This window comes from Pirellulales bacterium, assembly GCA_019694435.1.
Taxonomy (GTDB): Bacteria; Planctomycetota; Planctomycetia; order Pirellulales; family JAEUIK01; genus JAIBBZ01.
The window spans coordinates 121,849-139,931 of record JAIBBZ010000009.1 but is presented as its reverse complement, the minus strand read 5'-3'; the positions used below and the strand labels follow the sequence as shown (position 1 = coordinate 139,931).

Sequence of the window (18,083 nt, the reverse complement as noted above, 5' to 3'; positions counted from 1 at the left end):
CCAGCAGGGCGTACCCCTGCACGCCGTCAAGCCGCTTGGGCGGCGCTTGAGCAGCGCGAGGCCCTTGGTGCTATTGGGTGTCGCGGCGAGCGCCTGGCTTCCGAGCCGTGGCTGCAGCGCCGCCGGTAAGATTCCAGATCCGTAATGTGGTGTCGTAGCTGCCCGAGACGAGGGCACCTTGATCGACGTTGCAGGCGAGCGCCGCGACGGTGCCGTCGTGACCGACCAGGCGGGCCACTTCTCGGCGGCTGTCGAGGTCCCAAAGCTGAATCCGATTGTCGGTGCCGCCGGTCGCGATCTGGCGCGGCCCACACCAGGCGAGCGAGCGCACCTGACCGGGCAAGTGCACCAACTCGGCGACCTCGGCGCCGTTGTCGACGCGCGAGATGCGAATCACCTCGTCGGCGCCGGCGCTGACTAACTCCTGACCGTCGGCCGAGAAGCTCAGCACGTGAATCCGCCGATCGTGCGCGGCAAAATCGCGCAGCGGCGACCCGGCCACGGCGTCGAACAGCGCGATCCGCCCGTCACGGCCGCCCGCCGCGAGCGTCCGGCCGTCGGGCGCGAAGGCTAGCGTGCGGACGTCGGGGCACGTCGCGGTCAATTCGTTGATCATTTCGCCCGTCAGCGGTTTGTAGAGGCGGATGGCCTCCTCGAAGCCCGCCGCGGCCACGATCTGGCCGTCGCGACTCAACGCCAGGGCATAGATCACCTGCGGATGGCGCGGCAGCGCGCGAATCATGTCCCCGCTGGCCAGGTCCCAGACGCGGATGCGCCGGTCGTCGCCCGCGGTCAGCAAGTGTTTCTGATCTGGATGAAACACGGCGGCGCGGACCCAGTCGGTATGTCCGCGCAGGATTTGTTGGACGCTCCCGTCGCTCGTCCGCCAGATGCGCACCAGGTGATCGTCGCCCGCCGTCGCGGCCAGCTGCGCATTGGCCGAAATGGCCACGGCCGACACCACGGGGGCCGTGTTGCGATCGGCCGCGGTCGGCATGCGGAGCACCCGCGCGGCTTCGATTGTCGGGGGCGATTGCGCCCCCGCGGGCGTCGCGAGACCCAAGGCCAGAACCACTCCAGCGATCAGCGTCCTGACGGCAAGCTTCACGTTAGGCATCCTTCCCGCTGTGCGCACTTGTCGTGGCATGGCCCGCCTTGAAACTGCCCATTTACGCCGGTGCTATCACACCCAGCGCAGCAACAGGCGCAACGAGGGCCATCCTGCTTCCTGTATCGGACAGGCCCGGGCGAAGCCCGAAGCGGAATTGCCACTCAACGCGAGAATAGGCGTGACAGGGCTTATGCCGAAGCAAGCGAATGACGAAGCTGCCGCGACCAGTGAAACTGCGCAAGCTCACTGGCGCGCCGCACCGGCCTCGGGCAGACTGCAGACGCGTGCGCGCCGCGCGGTGGCGGGCCACGCAAGGGCGCGATCTACGACGACATCACGCGCACCTGGATGCCGAGCGTTTGGGCTAGCGCCACCATCTCGCCAAAGATGTCGCCGTAGGCCACGGCGATATGGTTGCTTTGGTAATGGGCCATGACGGTCTCCATCGAGCAACCCAGATCGGCCGCCATGAAAGGCCATTGGCGGGTGGTGCCATTCCACCAGGCATCGCGCACCTTCGGCGGCAGCTTGACGACTTCGCCGCGGCCAATGTCCATCCAGAGCTTGTCCTGCTTGAGATAGACGCGCGTCCAGGTCATGTCGCCGGGCAGGCTTTCGCCGGCAAACGTGCCGCCGGGCACGGGGAAATAGCCCTTCGGCTGGCGATAGCTGTGCACGCCGGCCAGCGACTTCGGATCGTGGTTGAAGGCATACGCACCGCACGAGCCGCTGTTGAGCAGCACCCAGAGGAATCGCCCCTTGTGCACCGCGCCCCAGCGCACGTCGTGAAACATCACGCCCGGGTGCAAGCACTTCTTCTTCAAGACGCGCTTCATCAACTCCATGGGCACGAGGTTGCCCTGGTCGGCCTCGGTCGAGGTGGCCACGACGTCGCCATTGCCTTCGGGGCGGGCCGTGCTGTTGAGCAGCCCCTCGCAGAAATCGCTCGGCGGTAGCAACGGCAACAGGCCCAGTTGATACTGCCAGCCGACGCAATCGGCCGCGAACTCGTCGACCAGATCGAGCACGGTAAGATACATCCGCAACTGCTCGCGGGTCGCCTCGGGCGTGAAATCCTCGGCGCCGGCCTCGCGCCAGTGGAATTTCACTCCCTTCTCGATGACGAACTTGTAGGCGTCCTCGATGCGCCGCTCGGCAATGAACTTGCCGCGGCTGATCAGCCAGGCCTGGTCGACCTTGTGCTCGGTGAAGCCGATGCGGTTGAGCAATCGCGGTCCGAAATAGCCGTTGATCATGCCCATCGAGGTATCGCCGAGCATCAGCGCCAAGATGCGCCGTTCGCGAATCTCGCGCGCCACTTCGTCGGCAATCTTGGCCGCCTCGGCGGAGACCGGGGCGCTATAGTGCAGCTCGTCTTCGCCGTAGACCACGCGGCCGCTGGAGCACCACTCGTCCAGACGCTGCATGAACCGCTTGTCCTTGGTCCAGTCCGGGGCATCGGTCCAGATGCGCGAATGCGCCCGGTTGACGCTCTCCAGGCAAGCGCTCGTGTTGAGCAGCGCGACGAGGCCGGGCCATTGGCCGGAGAAATTCGACGCCAACAGCAGCGGGTTTTCCTTGCCAACCACGCCGTCGCAGGTGTGGGGGCCATAAGTCCAATGGCAGAAGACGCCAACCAACGGGTCGTCGATCGGACCCAGCTTGGTGATGGCTTCATGCGGCTTGCGCAGGAATCCCTTCACGACGTAGGGCTTGCGGCCCAGCTTGCGCAATGCCGCCGCGAGCTGCTCGGTGGTTTCTTTCACCTGCGGCAGGGCGAGCTGATTCGGTTCGGCGCGATAATCGCCGGGCCAGAAAATGGCGACGCTTTTCGACATGGAGGATTCACCCAACGAGTCCGGATCTATAGAGGGCAGACGGCCGATGGCCGATTGCGCGGTCGCGCAATGGGCAATCGGAAACCTGCCGCGATCGGGTGAAGCCTCGACCGGACGTTCGGCGAGATTCTAACGCCGGGGCGGCCGGTTGTCGAAGGCCTCCGCCGCGCGGAACGCCAAGGCCACCGCGCGGCAGCCGCCCGGCATCGGGCCCGACTACCGCTTCTCGATCGGCAAGAAATCGCGCGTGACAGGGCCGGTGTAAATCTGTCGCGGGCGACAGATCTTCTTGCCCGGCGAGGCGTGCATCTCCAGCCAATGGGCGATCCAGCCCGGCAGGCGTCCGATGGCGAACAAGACCGTGAACATTTGCACGGGGATGCCCATCGCACGGTAGATCACGCCCGAGTAGAAATCGACGTTCGGGTAGAGTTTGCGTTCGATGAAATAAGGATCGCTGAGCGCGACTTCCTCGAGTTCCTTGGCGATGTCGAAGATCGGATCGTGCGTATGCAGCTTGCTCAGCAGGCGGTCGCACGTCCGCTTGATGATCGTGGCGCGGGGATCGTAGTTCTTGTACACGCGGTGGCCAAAACCCATCAACCGGAACGAGCTGTTGCGGTCCTTGGCCATGTCGATGTACTTGCCGACGTTGCCGCCGTCGGCCTGAATGGCCTCGAGCATCTCGACGCAGGCCTGGTTCGCCCCGCCGTGCAGGGGCCCCCATAGGGCGCAAATGCCGGCGGAAATCGAGGCGAACAGGTTGGCGTCGCTCGAGCCGACCATGCGCACCGTTGACGTGCTGCAGTTCTGCTCGTGATCGGCATGCACGATCAACAACAAGTTGAGCGCGTCGACAAAATCCGGGTCGATTTTGTAGGGCTCCGTCGGCACCGCGAACATCATCTGCAAGAAGTTTTCGCAGTAATCGAGGCTGTTCATCGGGTAGATGAACGGCTGGCCGATCGATTTCTTGTAGCTGAACGCGGCGATCGTCGGCAGCTTGGCCATCAGGCGATAGATCGAGGTCTCAACCTGTCGTGGATCGCGCGGATTCAGAAAGTCCTGGTAGAAGGTCGACAGCGCCGCCACGACCGAGCCCAGGATCGCCATGGGATGGGCATCGCGGGGAAAGCCGTTGTAGAACGAGCGCATGTCCTCGTGCAGCATCGTGTGCCGCTTGAGCGATTCGCGGAACTTGTCCAACTGCTCCACCGTCGGCAACTCGCCGTACATCAGCAGGTAGCTGACTTCGAGAAAGTCGCACTGCTCGGCCAGCACCTCGATCGGATAGCCGCGATAACGCAGGATGCCCTGCTCGCCGTCGAGAAAGGTGATATTGCTCGTTGTCGCCCCGGTGTTGACGTAGCCTTCGTCGAGGGTGATGTAACCGGTTTGGCCCCGCAGCTTCGAGACGTCGACCGCCATCTCCCCCTCGGAGCCTTTGAGGACGGGGAGTTCGACTTCTCGTTGACCAAGTTTCAGTACCGCGGCCTCGCCCATCGAGGTCTCCCTTTCAGCGACCGACGCCATGTTCCCGGCTCTCCTGCGCACCACTGCCGCGACAGCCCGGCGTAAAGCTCGCAGTGTAGCGAGCGTACCTTAGCTCGACAAATCATAGGCTTTTCATACCGACCAGTGAGAAGTGCGCCGCTGCCGGTACGTCGAGCGCCGCCGCCCCCGGGGGGCATCGGCGCTACTCGGCCGCATGCCGCGGCCGGCGCCGCCGCTACGACTGGCACGATCGGCTGGCTTCCCGCAGCAGATCGCTGTACGAGGCGGCGACCTGCTGTCGTGACGTCAACTGAAATCGCTCGGAGAGCAGCGCAACCTGCCGCAGTCCGGCCTCGATCGGCTCGTCCGGCTGCAAAACGGCCTCGAATTCCAAGAAGCTCCCCAGGCCGCGCACTTCGTCAAGGTGAATCCGCACCTGCTCGAATAGGAACACCTCGCGTTGCTTATCGACCTCGACCAATACGCCGCACGCCTCGGCAAGTGCTGCGCGCAGTCCCGCACAGTCGCACACCTCGACGAGTCGGTATTCGCTCGTCTTTGCCGCTGTTTGGTCGGGACGCGAGTACCAGATCAACTGACCAGTCGCCTGGTCGATCTCGCGCAGCTTGAGCCGCCCTTGGGCCACGCGAAAGTACGTATCCACCTGGCGCTGCGTGCCGAGAAGCTGGGTCGCCAGTTCGCAGGCGATTCGGCGAGCAGCTGCCAGGTCGTCGAGTCGCGCTTTGAGCTCGACGTTGCGCCGCACAGGAGCCAAGTCGGACGGCGTCGACATCGCGCACCCGTGTCGTTCTTAACGCTCGTTCAGGAAACCACGCCGAGGATGGCACGACAAAAATCGGGCAAGTCGTCGGGCTTGCGGCTCGACACGAAGTGCCGGTCGACCACCACGGGAGCGTCCTCCCAATGCGCGCCGGCATTGATCAAATCGTCTTTAATCCCCAGGGAGCCGGTCACCCGGACTCCTCGATAAACCCCCGCCGAGATGGCGATCCAACCACCGTGGCAAATGGCGGCGACCAGTTTGGCGGCCTGGTCCATCGAGCGGACGATATTCAGCACCTGGGCGTCGCGTCGCAGCTTGTCGGGCATGAACCCGCCGGGCAACACCACGCCGTGAAAGTCGCCGGCTTCCATATCGGCGATCGCGGCGTCGGCGACGCAAGGGTAGCCGTGTTTGCCCAAGTACTTGTGGCCCGCCTTGGGGCCCGCGACCGTGATGGCCGCACCGGCCTCGATCAGTCTCAGCCGCGGATACCACAACTCCAGGTCTTCGTAGACCTCGTCGACAAAGAACAGGAAGCGTTTTCCCGCCAAGGGCAGCGGTACCATCTTGCTCGGCTCCCGGTTAAAGACTTTGCAGGTACTCAATCAAATCGGCGCGCTCCTCGGGGGTCAAGGCGCGCTGACCGCCTACCTGCTCGGGAGCATGAGGGCCCGTTAGCAGCTCTTGGAGCGATCTTGCCCGGCCGTCGTGCAACCAACGCGCACGCTGGGCCACGCCGATGAGGACCGGCGTGTTGAAGCCCTGGTACTTGTCGCCCGGCGATCCCGTGCCCACGTCGTGCACCTCCTCGTCAGACAGGTACGGACCTCGATGACATTGGGCACAGCCCGCGACTTCGCCGGCAAAAATTGCCTGGCCGCGCGCCGCGGCGGGAGTCAGGCGGCCTTCCGCGTCGAGCGCGCCGCTGGGCGGGGCCGGCCGGAGTGTTTCGAGGTAGGCGGCCAGCGCGGTCACGTCCTCGTCGGTGGGCTGCGGCCCGAGCATGGTGTCGTCGAGCGACTTGCGCAGCGCCGCCGGGAAGTCATGCTGCCAGCCGTGCCAGGTCCAGGGCCCGGTTCTTGTCACGTCGAACAGCGGCTTGACCGTCTTGAAGGTGCCATGGAACTGTCCGTCGTTGGTCGTGTCCATCGTGAGGAGGTTTGTACCTCCTTCATAGTGACAGGTATGACAGCTATACCACTGATCGAGACTGCGGCGGCCATCGAAGAAAATCGCTTCGCCGAGCCGAGCCAGGCTCGGCTCGGTGGGACCTCCCAAGCGAATCTCGCGCACGACGCGCCGCTCGACCAGGTCGACCTCTTGCAATGCGTCGAGCAAGGCATTGGCCACCCACGCGCGGCGGCCATCGGCCGCGACGCGTACTGCCAGGGGGCGGCCACCGAGCTCGACTCGCGCGAAACGCTCGCCATCGGCCAACAGCTCGGGATCGATGTGATCGCCCGGTCCGCCGTAGTCCTTCCAGGGCAGTCCTTCGGCCCGGTAGATCAGCAATTCGTGCGACCCCGAAGCTGTGGCGACGATCCACTGCTCATCGGGAGTCAGATCGATGCCGAACGGGTCGGCGACGGCGCGACCAGGCGGATCGAGCGAAAGGGCCTCGCGACGATGATGTTCGTCGAGCCTGACGCGGGCAATTCGGCTCGCCAGCACCCAGCCCAAACGAATGTTGGATTGCGTGATGGGATTATTGCGATAGACCACCCACGGAAAGTAGACATGGCGGCCATCGTGCGACGCGCGCATGTGGCCGAAGTTGAGCCCCAGGAAGTTCTCGCGAAACAGCACTTGTTGCGTGGCCACGTCGACGACGGCGATGCCCCCTTCGCCCGACAGTCCCACGGCCAGCCGATCGCCGTCGGGATTCATCGCCAGGTAGCGTGGCCAGCGACCGACCGGAATCTGGCCGGTCCGCGCCATGGTGGCGGTATCGATCACCGCGATCTGAGCGGCTGCCACCTGGGCGACGTAGGCTGTCTTGCCGTCCGGGCTGAATGCCAGTCCATGGGGCTCGCCGCCAATCGAGACACGGGCTTGCACGGCGAGGCGAAGTCCATCGCATGTGAGCCGGATCACTTCACCGCCATGGGCCGTCGTCACCCACGGCTCGCCGGCGGGCGACAGCATGATGGCGGAGGGCCGGCGGCCAACCGAACATTCGTCGAGCACCGTGCCGGTACCGAGAGCGACGAGCGATACGCTGTTTGAGGATTGATTGACCACGACGGCCAGGCGGCCTTGATCGAGCAATTGGAGATCGACGGGTGAACGAAACCGTTGGGTGGCATCATCTCCGACTACATTCGCAGGAAAGGTGAAACACAAGACATATACAATGAGCCTGGTAGGAAAAGGCTTGCCCAAGCCGGTCTTGCGATTTGCAGGTTTTGCAATCGAGTCGCATAATGCCGCGTCCGAGGCTTGGGGGCTCTGCCAGGGGCGGGGCTTCAAGGCTGGAGGTTGCGGACTGCGATGGGCTCGGCTCTTTGCTCGCTCGGTGCCGCCTGGGCACGTGACCTCAACCGGCGTAACCGCACACAGGGTTGTTGGCGGATTAGGCTGGAAGTCTGACAATTCCTCCCCGCGAACGGCCTGGCCATCGCGAGTGCCCGAATCGTGCGGGGGGTAACTCTGTCCATGCCTGGTCGTTCGGGCGAGCGTGGGTTCAGGAATCGGTCGAAGGAATCGCGGCGAATGGATGACGGGATTCATAGACGTGACGAGGGCCTGGCCAGTTGGCTGCTGCCGACCTTGGTGGCTTGGCTGCTGACCTTTGTCGCCTTTGGGTTCGTTTGGGCGGAGCACGATCGCGAGACGCGCGCACAGCTCGAAATGCTGCGCAACGATCTGGCTTGGGTCCACAACACGCTTGTCGATGGACTCGAGGCCCACGAGGCGTTCGTAGACATTGTAGCCGACCGCATTCTCGACCTGGGCGACGGCGCACCGGGCCTCGTCGCGCAATGCGAAAAGTACGTCCAGGCTCATCCCGCGCTGCTGCGGCTTCAATGGCATGATGCGCAGGGTCTCCGCCGCAGGATCGTGCCCCAGCAAGGGTCCGAAAGTCTGCTGGACCGGCCGCTCGAATCGGCGGTCGCCCTCGCAGCCATGCGCCAATCGCAGCAATCGCGGATGGCAACATTCTCCCCGATTGTCGGGCTGGCGACCGGCGAAACGGGCTTCTATCTCTTCCGGCCCGTGTTCCGTGGCGAAGAGCTGCACGGCACACTGGCCGCCATATTTTCCCTGAACACCCAGATCGCGGACACGGTGCCGAGCAGCACGCTCGATCGGCGGGGGCTGCGCTTTGTGCAAGGCAACGAAGTCGTGTTCCAAACGGCCGCGGCGGTCGCGCCCCCCAACATCTTTGGCTTGAGCCTGCGCGACGCCGGTTTGCCCAGCGAGGTGCTGATTGTTGACCGCCAACCGAGTTCGACCGGCCTGAGCAACGGCCAATGGGGCACCATCGCCGTGTTGTCGATGGGTGCTGGATTGGTGACCTGGATGGCCCAACGCGCCACTACCTTGAGACGACAGCACCTGCGCACGCTGCGAGTCAATTTCGCCGCCGTCGAGCAATCGCACGAAGCCGTGCTGATCACCCGCCGACGGCCGCACCAGGACGGAGCGGCGATCGATTATTTGAACCCTGCATTTACCGCGCTCACCGGCTTCACTGCCCAAGATCTCGACGGCCGGCCTTTACGAGATCTGGCCAGGTCGCTTGGCCAAGAGTTCCTGGCCGCCGCGCAGCGGGCGCTCGCGACCGGTCGCGGGGCGTATTGCGAGATTACCGGCACTCGGAAAGACGGAGCGCCCTTGCTGGCTGACGCAAGTGTATCTCCCGTGCGCGTGGCTGGGACTAATGTAACTCATTTAATTGTCAGCTTGCGCGATATACGGTCGCGCCGCGCGGCCGAGGCCGCGCTGCGGCAAGCCGGCGAACGCATACGTGATCTCTACGACCAGGCCCCCTGTGGTTACCATTCGCTCGACGAAAACGGAACGATCGTCGAGATTAATCGGACGGCTCTGGAATGGCTCGGTTATTCGCGCGACGAAGTCGTGGGCCGCATGCACATCAGCCAGATCGCGGCGGAGCCCGCGGAACGGGTCCGTGAACGGTTTGAGCGCATGAAACAGCAAGGCTACCTCAAGGACGTCGAGATCGACCTTCGCCGCCGCGATGGCACGACGTTTCCCGCGTTGCTCAATGTCGCGGCGACCTACAACGATCAGGGCAAGTTTGTCATGACGCGATCGACATATGTCGATCTCAGCGAACGCAAAGCGGCGGAAATGAAGCTCCGTCAGTCCGACCGCCTGGTGGCCCTCGGCACGCTGGCCGCCGGCATCGCCCACGAAATCAACAACCCGGTCGGCACGATTCAGCTCGCCGCCGAGCTGGCCTTGGGCGCATCGAACGAGTTGATCGAGACCCCGCGGTTGCAGCAGGCCTTGGAACAAATCGTGCAAGATGCCAAGCGCTGCGGCCGGATCGTGCGCGGGTTGCTGCGATTTGCGCGCGAAGGCAACCTCCAACCTCGCCCGGCCGAATGCAACGAGTTGGTGCGTTCGGCCGTCGGGCTGGTCCGCGAATACGGGGCCAGCCGTGGCGTGCTGATCGTGGCCGAGCTGGCCGAGAACCTGCCACCTGTGCGGGTCCAAGAGACCGAGATGGAGCAGGTGCTGGTCAATTTGCTCCGCAATGCGATCGAGGCCAGCCCGCGCGAATCGCAGGTCACCGTCCGGACGCGCGCCGACAAAGATGCGGTGGTGCTGGCCGTTTGCGATCGCGGTCGCGGTATGAACGACGAGCAGCGCAACAGGATCTTCGACCCGTTCTATTCGACCCGCAGCCACGAAGGCGGCACCGGCTTGGGACTCAGCCTGGTGCACGGCATCGTACTCGCCCATGGCGGCAGCATCGGCGTGCAGTCGGCGCCGGGCGAAGGCACCACGATCGAAGTTTGCTTGCCCCGCGAGATGGAACACGACACGGGGACCCAGCCGGAGGGCTCAAAATGAAACGCATCCTGGTCGTGGACGATGAAGAGGGATATTGCCGTCATCTGCAGCAGGCCTTGGCCGAGAGCGGATATACCGTGCAGATCGCGCACAACGGCAGTGAGGCGCTGAAGATCGACGCGCGCCTGCTCGACGTGCTGGTGACCGACTGGCGGCTGGGTGTGGGGCCCGACGGACTCGATGTCGCGCGTCAGATGCAGTCGATCAACCCCCAGTTGCGCGTCGTGATCATGACCGGTTATTCGGCCCACGACATGAACCCTGAGCTGGCGGTCTTGAAAACGCTGAAGATTCTTGAGAAACCATTCTCGTTGACGGACCTGGCGCAAGCGCTGCAATGAGGATCGGCGGCGAGCGCCTGTGGCCCGCCGCTGCAGACTGCTACCGCTCGACGAGCCCGGCCCGCTGGCCCGGCGTCGGAACTCGAACCCTCGCCCTATCGCGTGCCCGAACCCGGTTTCCTGATGTTGACGTGCCAGCGCGGCGCCGAGGGCGCCGTCAAGCACGAATTGGCCGCGCGCTATCCGCACTTGCGATTGTCGTTCTCGCGGCCCGGGTTTCTGACCTTCAAGCTGCCGGCTGAGCACTCGCTGCCCGACGATTTTGCCCTGGCAAGCGTGTTTGCACGCACCAACGTCTTCTCGCTCGGGCGCGCCGAAGGCGACGACGACCAGCTGCGCGCCGCGACGGCCTGGGCCAAGGTGGCCGACCTGGAAATTGCCGCCGTGCACGTGTGGCAACGCGATCTGGCCGAGCCGGGCGCTCAGGGCTACGAACCGGCACCGACCGAGTTGGCCGACGCGGTGCATCGCCAGTTGCTCTCCGCCCGCCCACCAGGCGCGCGCGGCACGGAACCGCCTGCCGATCAGCACGAGCCGCTGGCCAAAGGCATGCTCGTGCTCGACTGTATCCTGGTCGAACCCGCCGAATGGTGGTGCGGTTTTCATCGCACGGGACGGGGCGCGTCGCGCACCCCGGGCGGTCTGCGGCGTTATGAATTGCCGCCCACGGCTGTGTCGCGCGCCTACCTCAAAATGGTCGAAGGGTTGCGCTGGTCGCGGCTGCCGGTGCGCTCCGGCCAGGTGGTCGTAGAGATCGGCAGCGCACCGGGCGGGTCGAGCCAGGCCTTGCTCGACCGCGGGCTGCGGGTGATCGGTGTCGATCCGGCCGCCATGCACCCCGACGTGCTTGCGCAGCCGAATTTTCGGCATCTGCAACTGCGCGGGGCGGAAATCCCCAAGCGCGAGCTGCGCGAAGTCCGCTGGCTGACGGCCGACCTGAACGTCGCCCCGCAATACACGCTCGACACCGTCGAGTCGATCGTCACCAATGCCCGCGTCAACATTCGCGGGCTGTTGCTGACGCTCAAGTTGCTCGACTGGTCGCTGGCCGCCGAGCTACCGGCTTACCTCGAGCGCATTCGCGGTTGGGGATTTGCCGACGTCCGCGCGCGGCAGTTGCAGATGAATCGCCAAGAGGTCTGCGTGGCGGCCTTGCGCCGCGCCCCGCGCGACTACAGCCGTCGTAGTGCACCGGCATAAAAGGAGCGCAAACCCGCGGGCGTGGCCAAGACCAACGCGCCATCCAGGGCGACGCCGCGGCACACGCCCGTCACCGTGCCCTGGCCGAGTTCCAGCGTCACCACCTCGCCATGCTGCAAGCACAGCTCGTCGCATTGTCGGCCCAGTGCCGCGGGGTCCCGAGCCAATTGTTCGTAGCGTCGTTGGCACGCCTGCAAGACCTGGATCAGCAGCTCCACACGATCGAATTCGCGGCCGGCCAGGTCGCACATCGTGGCGACGATCGCCTGGAGCTCCTGCGGGGCGTCGCCGGAGCGGTTGTTCACGTTCAGCCCGAACCCGGCGATTTGTCGTCCGTCGGGCAGGCCCTCGAGCAAGATGCCGGCGATCTTGCGGCCCGCCGCATAGACGTCGTTGGGCCAGTGTAAGCCGACGAGCTGCCCCGGCAACTGAGCGGAGACCACGTCGACCAGCGCCACGCCGGTCGCCAGCGACAGCCGCGGGTGCAGTTCGCGCGCCAGGCCGAATCGGGCCGGGTCGAACAACAAGCTCGCTGCCAGCGCGCCGCGGCCAGTCCACCACCGATTCCCGCCGCGGCCCCGTCCTTGGGTCTGCTGATCGGCCACGATGAGCACGGGCTCACCAAGGGCTGAGACCGACGAGGCCCATTGGCGCGCACGGTCGTTGGTCGAGCCGATTTCGTCGTGCCATTCGACATGCGCCACGAACGATTCGGCCAGGAGGCGCTGCGCCGCTTCCTGGTCAAGCATCGCGCGGCTGCTTGTCGGGGTGCAGATAGATAAAACTCTTGCCGAGCCGGCCGCCATAGTTCCCGGCCGAGATGCGGACCAGCCCCGGCGTCTCGACGCTGGCGCGCAGCGCGGCTTGCGTCGCGGCGACGATCGTGGGCAAGTCGCGGCCGTTGATGATGATCTCCATGATCGAACCGACGCCCGGCGGCACGCGGGAATCGTCGCCCAATTGCTCGCGCAGCGTCGGGCAGTAGTTGTGATAGGTGCTGGCGATCGAAAACGAGTAGCGGCTGCCGGCCTTCGAGCCGCTCGCGGCGATCCCGCCAGGAAACGGCATGATGACTCCCGGCGTGTCTGCGACCGCCGCAACGCCGCGTTCGGCGGCTGCCAAGGCTGCGTCCAGACTTTGACCCAGGTACCAGATATTGCCGCCCATCAGTCCGTCGCGAAACCCGAACCGCCGGTCGAGAATGAACTCGCCTCCGAGGATCGGGATGACCCACACTTTGCGGCCGTGCCGCTGGTCACGGTATTGATAGCCGTCGCCGAAGAACGCGATCTTCCGCCCCAGCTTGAAATAGGGCTCGGTGTCGAGCAGGTTGAAGCAGCTCGCCGTCGGGCACGTGAGCACGTTCTGGCTCAGCCGCACCAGCAGCAACCGCTCGAGATGCTCGACGCGGTCCTTGCGAAATCGCGGCACGTGAAACTGCACGATGGCCCCCGGCCGGCCGTCGGGCGTGGCGAACGCAGGATCGCCGCCGGGGCCCACGTAGCGGTCGAGCCCCGCCTCGCAGTCGCAGAGGATCGTGCTCGAGGCATTGCCCGTGGCTGCCCGCACGGCCTCGTCCAGCCAGCGCCGATCGCGGGCCGTGATCAGCACTTCGGCAAAGATGCTGCGAAACGCTTCCGCGTAGGTATCGTCGATTTCGGCGCGCTGAGCGACGCTCATGCTCGTCCCCGGCCGGCGTACTCAGCCGCTTCGGTCAGGATGAGATCCATGAAGACGTCATGGGAAGCAGTCGGAATCTCGTCGAACAACTGGCATTCGAACGCCAGTGCTACCAGCGGCGCATCGGGGCGGGCGTGTTCGAGCAGCTTGTCGTAGTACCCTTTGCCGTGGCCCATCCGCGCCCCTCGCCGGTCGAAGGCCACGCCGGGCACCATCACGATGTCGAGCTCTTCGATCGGCACCTGTTTTTCCGGCAGCGAGCGCAATTCGGCCCGCGGCTCGAGGATCTTGTACATCCCGACCGCCAGCTCGTTCATGTCGGTCAGGTGGAACAGCTCCAACTCCCCCTGGTCGTTGCACCAAGGGACCACGATCCGCTTGCCGTGGGTCAGCGCGGCGGGCAGGTGCTGCCGCGTGCGGACCTCGGTCCGCACGTCGACGTAGAACATCGCGGTCCGTGCCCGCTGATAGGCCGGCAAGGCCAGGAATCGCTCGCAGATGACTGCGCTCAGCTCGTCTTTGTTCTCTTGCTCGCGGCGACGGGCGTGCGCCTGCTCGCGAATGGCCGTCTTGCGGGCCTGAACGTCGCTCACATCCGGTGTGTTCATCGGGGCCTCGACTCCAGAAAGCGCCGGCGAACGCCGCACGCTGGCACAAGGCCGCTATCGTACCGAATCGCGCCTGGAAGACAACGAGCCGTGGCTCGACAGTCGCCGCGCGAGCGCGTTGCTGGCGCCCCAACGGGCCGATCGACCTTGACCCATTTTCCGGCCCCGGATAAGAACCTTCGCCCGGAACCCTCCAGGTGCCTTGATGCAGTTGCTAGCGGCGTGGCGTTCAAAGAGCTCGGTACGCCTTCGGGCCGGATTCTTCGCGGCTTGGAGTTGTGTGGCATTGTCGCCCTGCGCGAATGCCCAACGCGTGACGTTTCCCTCGCCCGTGGCCGAGGCGCCGGGCACCCCGGCACCCTACGCGCCGCCTTACGCGCAGCAATACGCGCCGCCCGGAACACCGCAGTATCTGCCGCCAGGCACCCCGCCGACCTATACGCCGCCCGGAGCGACGCTCCCGGGCACGATCCAGGCACCGACGCCGCAGTGGGACATCTACGGCGACCCGGCGCTGCAACCGCCGACCTTGGCGCCGCAGCAGAACTATTTCACGCAGCCCAGTAGCTGGCTGCCGGCCAGCGCGACGAAGTTCCTGCAAGAAATTCGCATCCAGCAGACCTATATCTACGGCAACGGCGGTCTCGACGTCGAAATGAACGACACGGACCTGGCCGCCACGTTTGCGGTTCCGCTGTTCGGCGCACCGCAGCCGTTCTTGATTACGCCCGGCTTTTCACTCCACCTTTGGGACGGCCCGGAAACGCCGCCCGGCGGTGGTCCCGACCTGCCTGCGCAGATCTACGACGCCTACCTCGATACGGCCTGGCGGCCGCAGTTCAGTCCCACCGTCGGCGCCGATCTGGGCTTTCGCATCGGGGCCTATACCGACTTCTCCTATTTCGACAATCACAGCATGCGATTCCTGGGCCGGGGCCTCGGCGTGCTCACGCTCAACCAGGCCTGGCAGCTGACGGCCGGTATCGTCTACCTCGATCGCAACAACGTCAAACTCCTGCCGGCCGGCGGCGTGATCTGGACACCCGACCCTGACACGCGCTACGAGCTGGTGTTCCCCTATCCCAAGCTCTCCGAACGCCTCACCACCGTCGGCAACACCGATCTCTGGCTCTACCTGGCCGGCGAATACGGGGGCGGCTCGTGGACCATCACCCGTGCCTCGGGCACCAAGGACTCGTTCGACTTGAACGATATCCGCATTCGCCTGGGCATCGAGTGGCTGCGTTTTCAGGGTCCGCGCGGCTGGGCTGAAATCGGTTATGTGTTCAACCGCGAGATCAAGTACGAGGTCGACCCGACCGATTTCGATCCCGGCGATACGTTCATGATTCGCGCGGGCGTGGCGTTCTGATGCGCCGCCTCATTTCCCAGGCCCGCGCCGCCGGAGCCACGCCAGCGCGGTGGTTGATCGCCTGTCTGGCGATCGGCATGCCCCACGCCGCTGCGCAGCAGTTCCCCGCGGCCACGCCGCCGTCGCTCTTTGCGCCGCCTCCTGCGGCGGTCGCGTTGCCTCAGCAAATGCCGCTCGCTCAGGCCGGGCAGACGTCCGTGGCGGCCTCGGGCATCGAGCGCGTCAGCGGCATGGCGCCCCAGCAAGAGTGGCTCGGTCCAGAGCCGGTCGAGCCGCCGGTTTACGCCGGGCCGGCGCCGGCCGCGCCGAATGCCCTGACCCAAAGTCGCCTCACTCCGCCGGGCGCTAAAGAAGGCATGCTGCAGCGGGCGAGCTTTACCGGCACGTGGCTCGCGGGAGGCGGTTCCGAGGGGCTCGGCATTTCGACGCTCGATGCACGCGCCACACTGGCGGTGCCAATTCCCGGCGTGTGGCCGCCGTTTCTGGTGTCGCCTGGCTTCGCGGTGCACTATCTCGACGGCCCGACCGTCAGCGATCTGCCCGCACGGCTGTACGACACCGGCGTCGAGTTTCGCTGGCTGACTCCCATTAACGAGCGTTGGACGGCCGACCTGGCCATCGCACCGTGGCTCTATAGCGACTTCCAATCGGGCGATTCTCGCGGACTGCGGATTCAGGGCCGCGGCATCGGCATCTATAACTGGTCCGAAACGACCAAGTTCCTGCTCGGTGTGGTCTATCTCGATCGCGAGGACGTGAGCCTGCTGCCGGCGGCCGGCTTCATGTGGAACAGTCCCGACGGCATGACCAAGGTCGAGCTGCTCTTCCCGCGCCCGCGCGTGGCCTGGGCGCTGGGGCCCCCCGGCGACGCGCAGTGGTGGTGGTACGTGGGCACCGAATTCGGCGGCGGCTCGTATGCGATTCTGCGGGCCAATGGAACCGAAGACGTCGCCACGCTGCGTGATTATCGACTGCTGCTGGGCCTGGAGCGCCAGGTTACGACGGGCCTGTCCACGCGGACCGAAATTGGTTACGTGTTCGGCCGCGAGGTCGAATATCTCAGCGACGCCGGCAACTTTTCGCCGGACGACACCCTGCTGTTGCGCGGCGGGCTGATCTACTAGCCGCCGCCGGCCCTGCCCCGGCGTCATTCGGCTGGCCCGAGAGTATTGCGCACCCGGGCGAGCAATTCGGCTGCGGCGAACCTATAATCGCCCGCAATCGCGTCCGTTGTCCTCGTACTCTAAGGTGTGCATCATGCGGCGAATCGTCACGCTGAGCTTGCTCTTCGTTGTTTCAACTTCCTTGGTTTCGATGGCATCGCTCGCGCACGCCGAGTTTAAGGCCGGCGTCGGCAAGGCGATCATCACGCCCGACCCGCTGTTGCCGATCTCCGGCGGTGTCGGCCCGGGCAAACCGTCCAAGTCGAAACAAGGCGATCTGACGGCCCGGGCCATCGTGTTCGAACAGGGCGACACCCGCGTGGCGTTCGTGCAGCTCGATCTGCTCGGGTTCCCCTCGGTGCTGTGTGCGCGGGTGCACAAGCAGGTGCCGCGAATCCCGGCCGAGAACATCCTGATCGGCTCGACGCACACGCACAGCGCACCGGACTGCTACGGGTTTCCCGGTTTCGACGGCAAAGTGTCGGGCAACCTCGAATACATGGACTTCGTCTGCAACCAGGCGGCCAAAGCGATCAACGAGGCGCTCGATCACCTGCAGCCGGCCGAGTTGAAGATTGCCACGGGCGAGGCTCAAGGGAAGATCGCCTACAACTATTACGCTCCCGAGTTGTACGACCCGCGAATGAGCGTCATTCAAGCGGTCGCGTCCGACGGTAAGTCGATCGGCACGCTGGTCAACTACGCGATTCATCCCGAAGTGCTCGGCAACGAGCTGGGCGTGCTCAGCCCCGACCTGGTCGGCCCGTTGTGCGATCAACTCGAAGCCGATCTCGGTGGCATGGGGCTGTTCTTCAACGGTGCGCAAGGGGGCATGATCACGGCCGACAACCGGCTGCTCGACCAGCCGTCGGACCCGGCCAAGGCGCGTTGGCACGATGCGCGGACCTGGGAGGAGTGCCTGCGGATCGGCAAGCTGATGGCGTCCGAGGCCGAGCGGATCGTGAAAGATGCCAAGCCGCAGGCCGATCCGCCCTTGGCCTGCTATGCGCTCGCAGCCAAGTTCCCGGTCGAGTCGCGGCTGATGTGGCTGATCATTCAGGGTTCGCCGCTCAAGTATCCGCACAACGACGACAAGTCGATCACCACGCGGATGAACCTCGTAAACGTGGGCAACGCGCAGATCCTGACGATCCCGGGCGAGGCGCTTCCCAACATCGGCTTCTATCTCAAGCGGCAGATGAAGGGCGAACACAATTTGCTGTTCGGCCTGACGAACGACGCCTTCGGCTACATCCTCACCAAGGTCGACTTCAAAAGCTTCGAGCGCTACGACTACATCTCGCAGACTTCGCTGGGCGAGATGACCGGCGAATTGCTGATCGAGCACGCGATGAAGCTGATTACCGATTCGCCGCGTCCGGGAGCCGCCGGCGGCAAATAGGCCCACTGGCAGCGTTCTGCGCCAGCACCTCCGTACGCATGGCG

The 18,083-nt window shown here is 65.1% G+C and carries 15 protein-coding genes; 6 read left to right on the top strand and 9 right to left on the bottom strand.

Going from position 1 to position 18,083, the window contains the following annotated elements:
* Positions 1-70 precede the first annotated feature (70 nt).
* The 6 genes from K1X74_09805 to K1X74_09780 all read right to left on the bottom strand — a co-directional run bounded on the left by K1X74_09805 (position 71) and on the right by K1X74_09780 (position 7,495).
* Complete coding sequence (locus K1X74_09805; GenBank protein MBX7166628.1) at positions 71-1,108, bottom strand: WD40 repeat domain-containing protein; 1,038 nt, start codon at positions 1,106-1,108, stop codon at positions 71-73.
* Positions 1,109-1,434: 326 nt separating this feature from the next.
* Positions 1,435-2,949 carry a hypothetical protein gene (locus K1X74_09800; protein MBX7166627.1) on the bottom strand — a complete coding sequence of 505 codons (1,515 nt, stop codon included), beginning with the start codon at positions 2,947-2,949 and terminating at the stop codon, positions 1,435-1,437.
* Positions 2,950-3,165: 216 nt separating this feature from the next.
* The gene (locus K1X74_09795) at positions 3,166-4,452 is read right to left on the bottom strand and encodes a citrate synthase (GenBank protein ID MBX7166626.1); all 1,287 of its coding nucleotides are present in this window, start codon (positions 4,450-4,452) and stop codon (positions 3,166-3,168) included.
* 226 nt (positions 4,453-4,678) lie between these two features.
* The gene (locus K1X74_09790) at positions 4,679-5,236 is read right to left on the bottom strand and encodes a class IV adenylate cyclase (GenBank protein ID MBX7166625.1); all 558 of its coding nucleotides are present in this window, start codon (positions 5,234-5,236) and stop codon (positions 4,679-4,681) included.
* A gap of 29 nt (positions 5,237-5,265) precedes the next feature.
* Positions 5,266-5,793 carry a type 1 glutamine amidotransferase gene (locus K1X74_09785; protein MBX7166624.1) on the bottom strand — a complete coding sequence of 176 codons (528 nt, stop codon included), beginning with the start codon at positions 5,791-5,793 and terminating at the stop codon, positions 5,266-5,268.
* Positions 5,794-5,809: 16 nt separating this feature from the next.
* On the bottom strand, positions 5,810-7,495 hold the full coding sequence (locus K1X74_09780; GenBank protein ID MBX7166623.1) for a c-type cytochrome: 1,686 nt from the start codon (positions 7,493-7,495) through the stop codon (positions 5,810-5,812).
* A gap of 444 nt (positions 7,496-7,939) precedes the next feature.
* Between K1X74_09780 and K1X74_09775 the strand changes: the two genes are divergently transcribed.
* The 3 genes from K1X74_09775 (at position 7,940) to K1X74_09765 (ending at position 11,814) form a co-directional block, all read left to right on the top strand.
* Positions 7,940-10,273, top strand: coding sequence for a PAS domain S-box protein (locus K1X74_09775; GenBank protein ID MBX7166622.1), 2,334 nt, complete (start codon positions 7,940-7,942; stop codon positions 10,271-10,273).
* Positions 10,270-10,614 carry a response regulator gene (locus tag K1X74_09770; protein MBX7166621.1) on the top strand — a complete coding sequence of 115 codons (345 nt, stop codon included), beginning with the start codon at positions 10,270-10,272 and terminating at the stop codon, positions 10,612-10,614. The genes K1X74_09775 and K1X74_09770 overlap by 4 nt, the downstream gene beginning before the upstream one ends.
* A 123-nt stretch (positions 10,615-10,737) precedes the next feature.
* Entirely contained in the window at positions 10,738-11,814 is a 1,077-nt protein-coding gene (locus K1X74_09765; protein MBX7166620.1) for a hypothetical protein, read from the top strand.
* Here the strand turns inward: K1X74_09765 and K1X74_09760 are convergent.
* Genes K1X74_09760 through K1X74_09750 form a run of 3 tightly spaced genes read right to left on the bottom strand, consistent with a single transcriptional unit; the run spans position 11,787 to position 14,102 of the window.
* Entirely contained in the window at positions 11,787-12,563 is a 777-nt protein-coding gene (locus tag K1X74_09760) for a biotin--[acetyl-CoA-carboxylase] ligase (GenBank protein MBX7166619.1), read from the bottom strand. The two genes, K1X74_09765 and K1X74_09760, sit on opposite strands and share 28 nt — an antisense overlap.
* Positions 12,556-13,494, bottom strand: a complete 939-nt coding sequence (fhcD, locus tag K1X74_09755) for a formylmethanofuran--tetrahydromethanopterin N-formyltransferase (protein ID MBX7166618.1) — start codon at positions 13,492-13,494, stop codon at positions 12,556-12,558. The genes K1X74_09760 and fhcD overlap by 8 nt, the downstream gene beginning before the upstream one ends.
* Positions 13,491-14,102: a 5-formyltetrahydrofolate cyclo-ligase gene (locus K1X74_09750; protein MBX7166617.1), complete on the bottom strand. Its 612-nt coding sequence runs from the start codon at positions 14,100-14,102 to the stop codon at positions 13,491-13,493. The genes fhcD and K1X74_09750 overlap by 4 nt, the downstream gene beginning before the upstream one ends.
* A 280-nt stretch (positions 14,103-14,382) precedes the next feature.
* On the opposite strand from K1X74_09750, the gene K1X74_09745 reads away from it, so the two are divergent.
* From K1X74_09745 to K1X74_09735, 3 genes are all read left to right on the top strand, one after another.
* A complete protein-coding gene (locus K1X74_09745) occupies positions 14,383-15,474 on the top strand; it encodes a hypothetical protein (protein ID MBX7166616.1) in 1,092 nt (363 codons plus the stop codon).
* Positions 15,474-16,598: a hypothetical protein gene (locus K1X74_09740; protein ID MBX7166615.1), complete on the top strand. Its 1,125-nt coding sequence runs from the start codon at positions 15,474-15,476 to the stop codon at positions 16,596-16,598. The genes K1X74_09745 and K1X74_09740 overlap by 1 nt, the downstream gene beginning before the upstream one ends.
* A 133-nt stretch (positions 16,599-16,731) precedes the next feature.
* Positions 16,732-18,039: a hypothetical protein gene (locus K1X74_09735; protein ID MBX7166614.1), complete on the top strand. Its 1,308-nt coding sequence runs from the start codon at positions 16,732-16,734 to the stop codon at positions 18,037-18,039.
* The last annotated feature ends 44 nt before the right edge of the window (positions 18,040-18,083 follow it).

Excerpts from the sequence above, each read along its gene's own strand:
- K1X74_09800 (MBX7166627.1), bottom strand. The coding sequence starts at position 2,949 with ATGTCGAAAAGCGTCGCCATTTTCTGGCCCGGCGATTATCGCGCCGAA.
- K1X74_09795 (MBX7166626.1), bottom strand. The coding sequence starts at position 4,452 with ATGGGCGAGGCCGCGGTACTGAAACTTGGTCAACGAGAAGTCGAACTC.
- K1X74_09790 (MBX7166625.1), bottom strand. The coding sequence starts at position 5,236 with ATGTCGACGCCGTCCGACTTGGCTCCTGTGCGGCGCAACGTCGAGCTC.
- K1X74_09785 (MBX7166624.1), bottom strand. The coding sequence starts at position 5,793 with ATGGTACCGCTGCCCTTGGCGGGAAAACGCTTCCTGTTCTTTGTCGAC.
- K1X74_09775 (MBX7166622.1), top strand. The coding sequence starts at position 7,940 with ATGGATGACGGGATTCATAGACGTGACGAGGGCCTGGCCAGTTGGCTG.
- K1X74_09770 (MBX7166621.1), top strand. The coding sequence starts at position 10,270 with ATGAAACGCATCCTGGTCGTGGACGATGAAGAGGGATATTGCCGTCAT.
- K1X74_09765 (MBX7166620.1), top strand. The coding sequence starts at position 10,738 with ATGTTGACGTGCCAGCGCGGCGCCGAGGGCGCCGTCAAGCACGAATTG.
- K1X74_09760 (MBX7166619.1), bottom strand. The coding sequence starts at position 12,563 with ATGCTTGACCAGGAAGCGGCGCAGCGCCTCCTGGCCGAATCGTTCGTG.
- fhcD (MBX7166618.1), bottom strand. The coding sequence starts at position 13,494 with ATGAGCGTCGCTCAGCGCGCCGAAATCGACGATACCTACGCGGAAGCG.
- K1X74_09750 (MBX7166617.1), bottom strand. The coding sequence starts at position 14,102 with ATGAACACACCGGATGTGAGCGACGTTCAGGCCCGCAAGACGGCCATT.
- K1X74_09740 (MBX7166615.1), top strand. The coding sequence starts at position 15,474 with ATGCGCCGCCTCATTTCCCAGGCCCGCGCCGCCGGAGCCACGCCAGCG.
- K1X74_09735 (MBX7166614.1), top strand. The coding sequence starts at position 16,732 with ATGCGGCGAATCGTCACGCTGAGCTTGCTCTTCGTTGTTTCAACTTCC.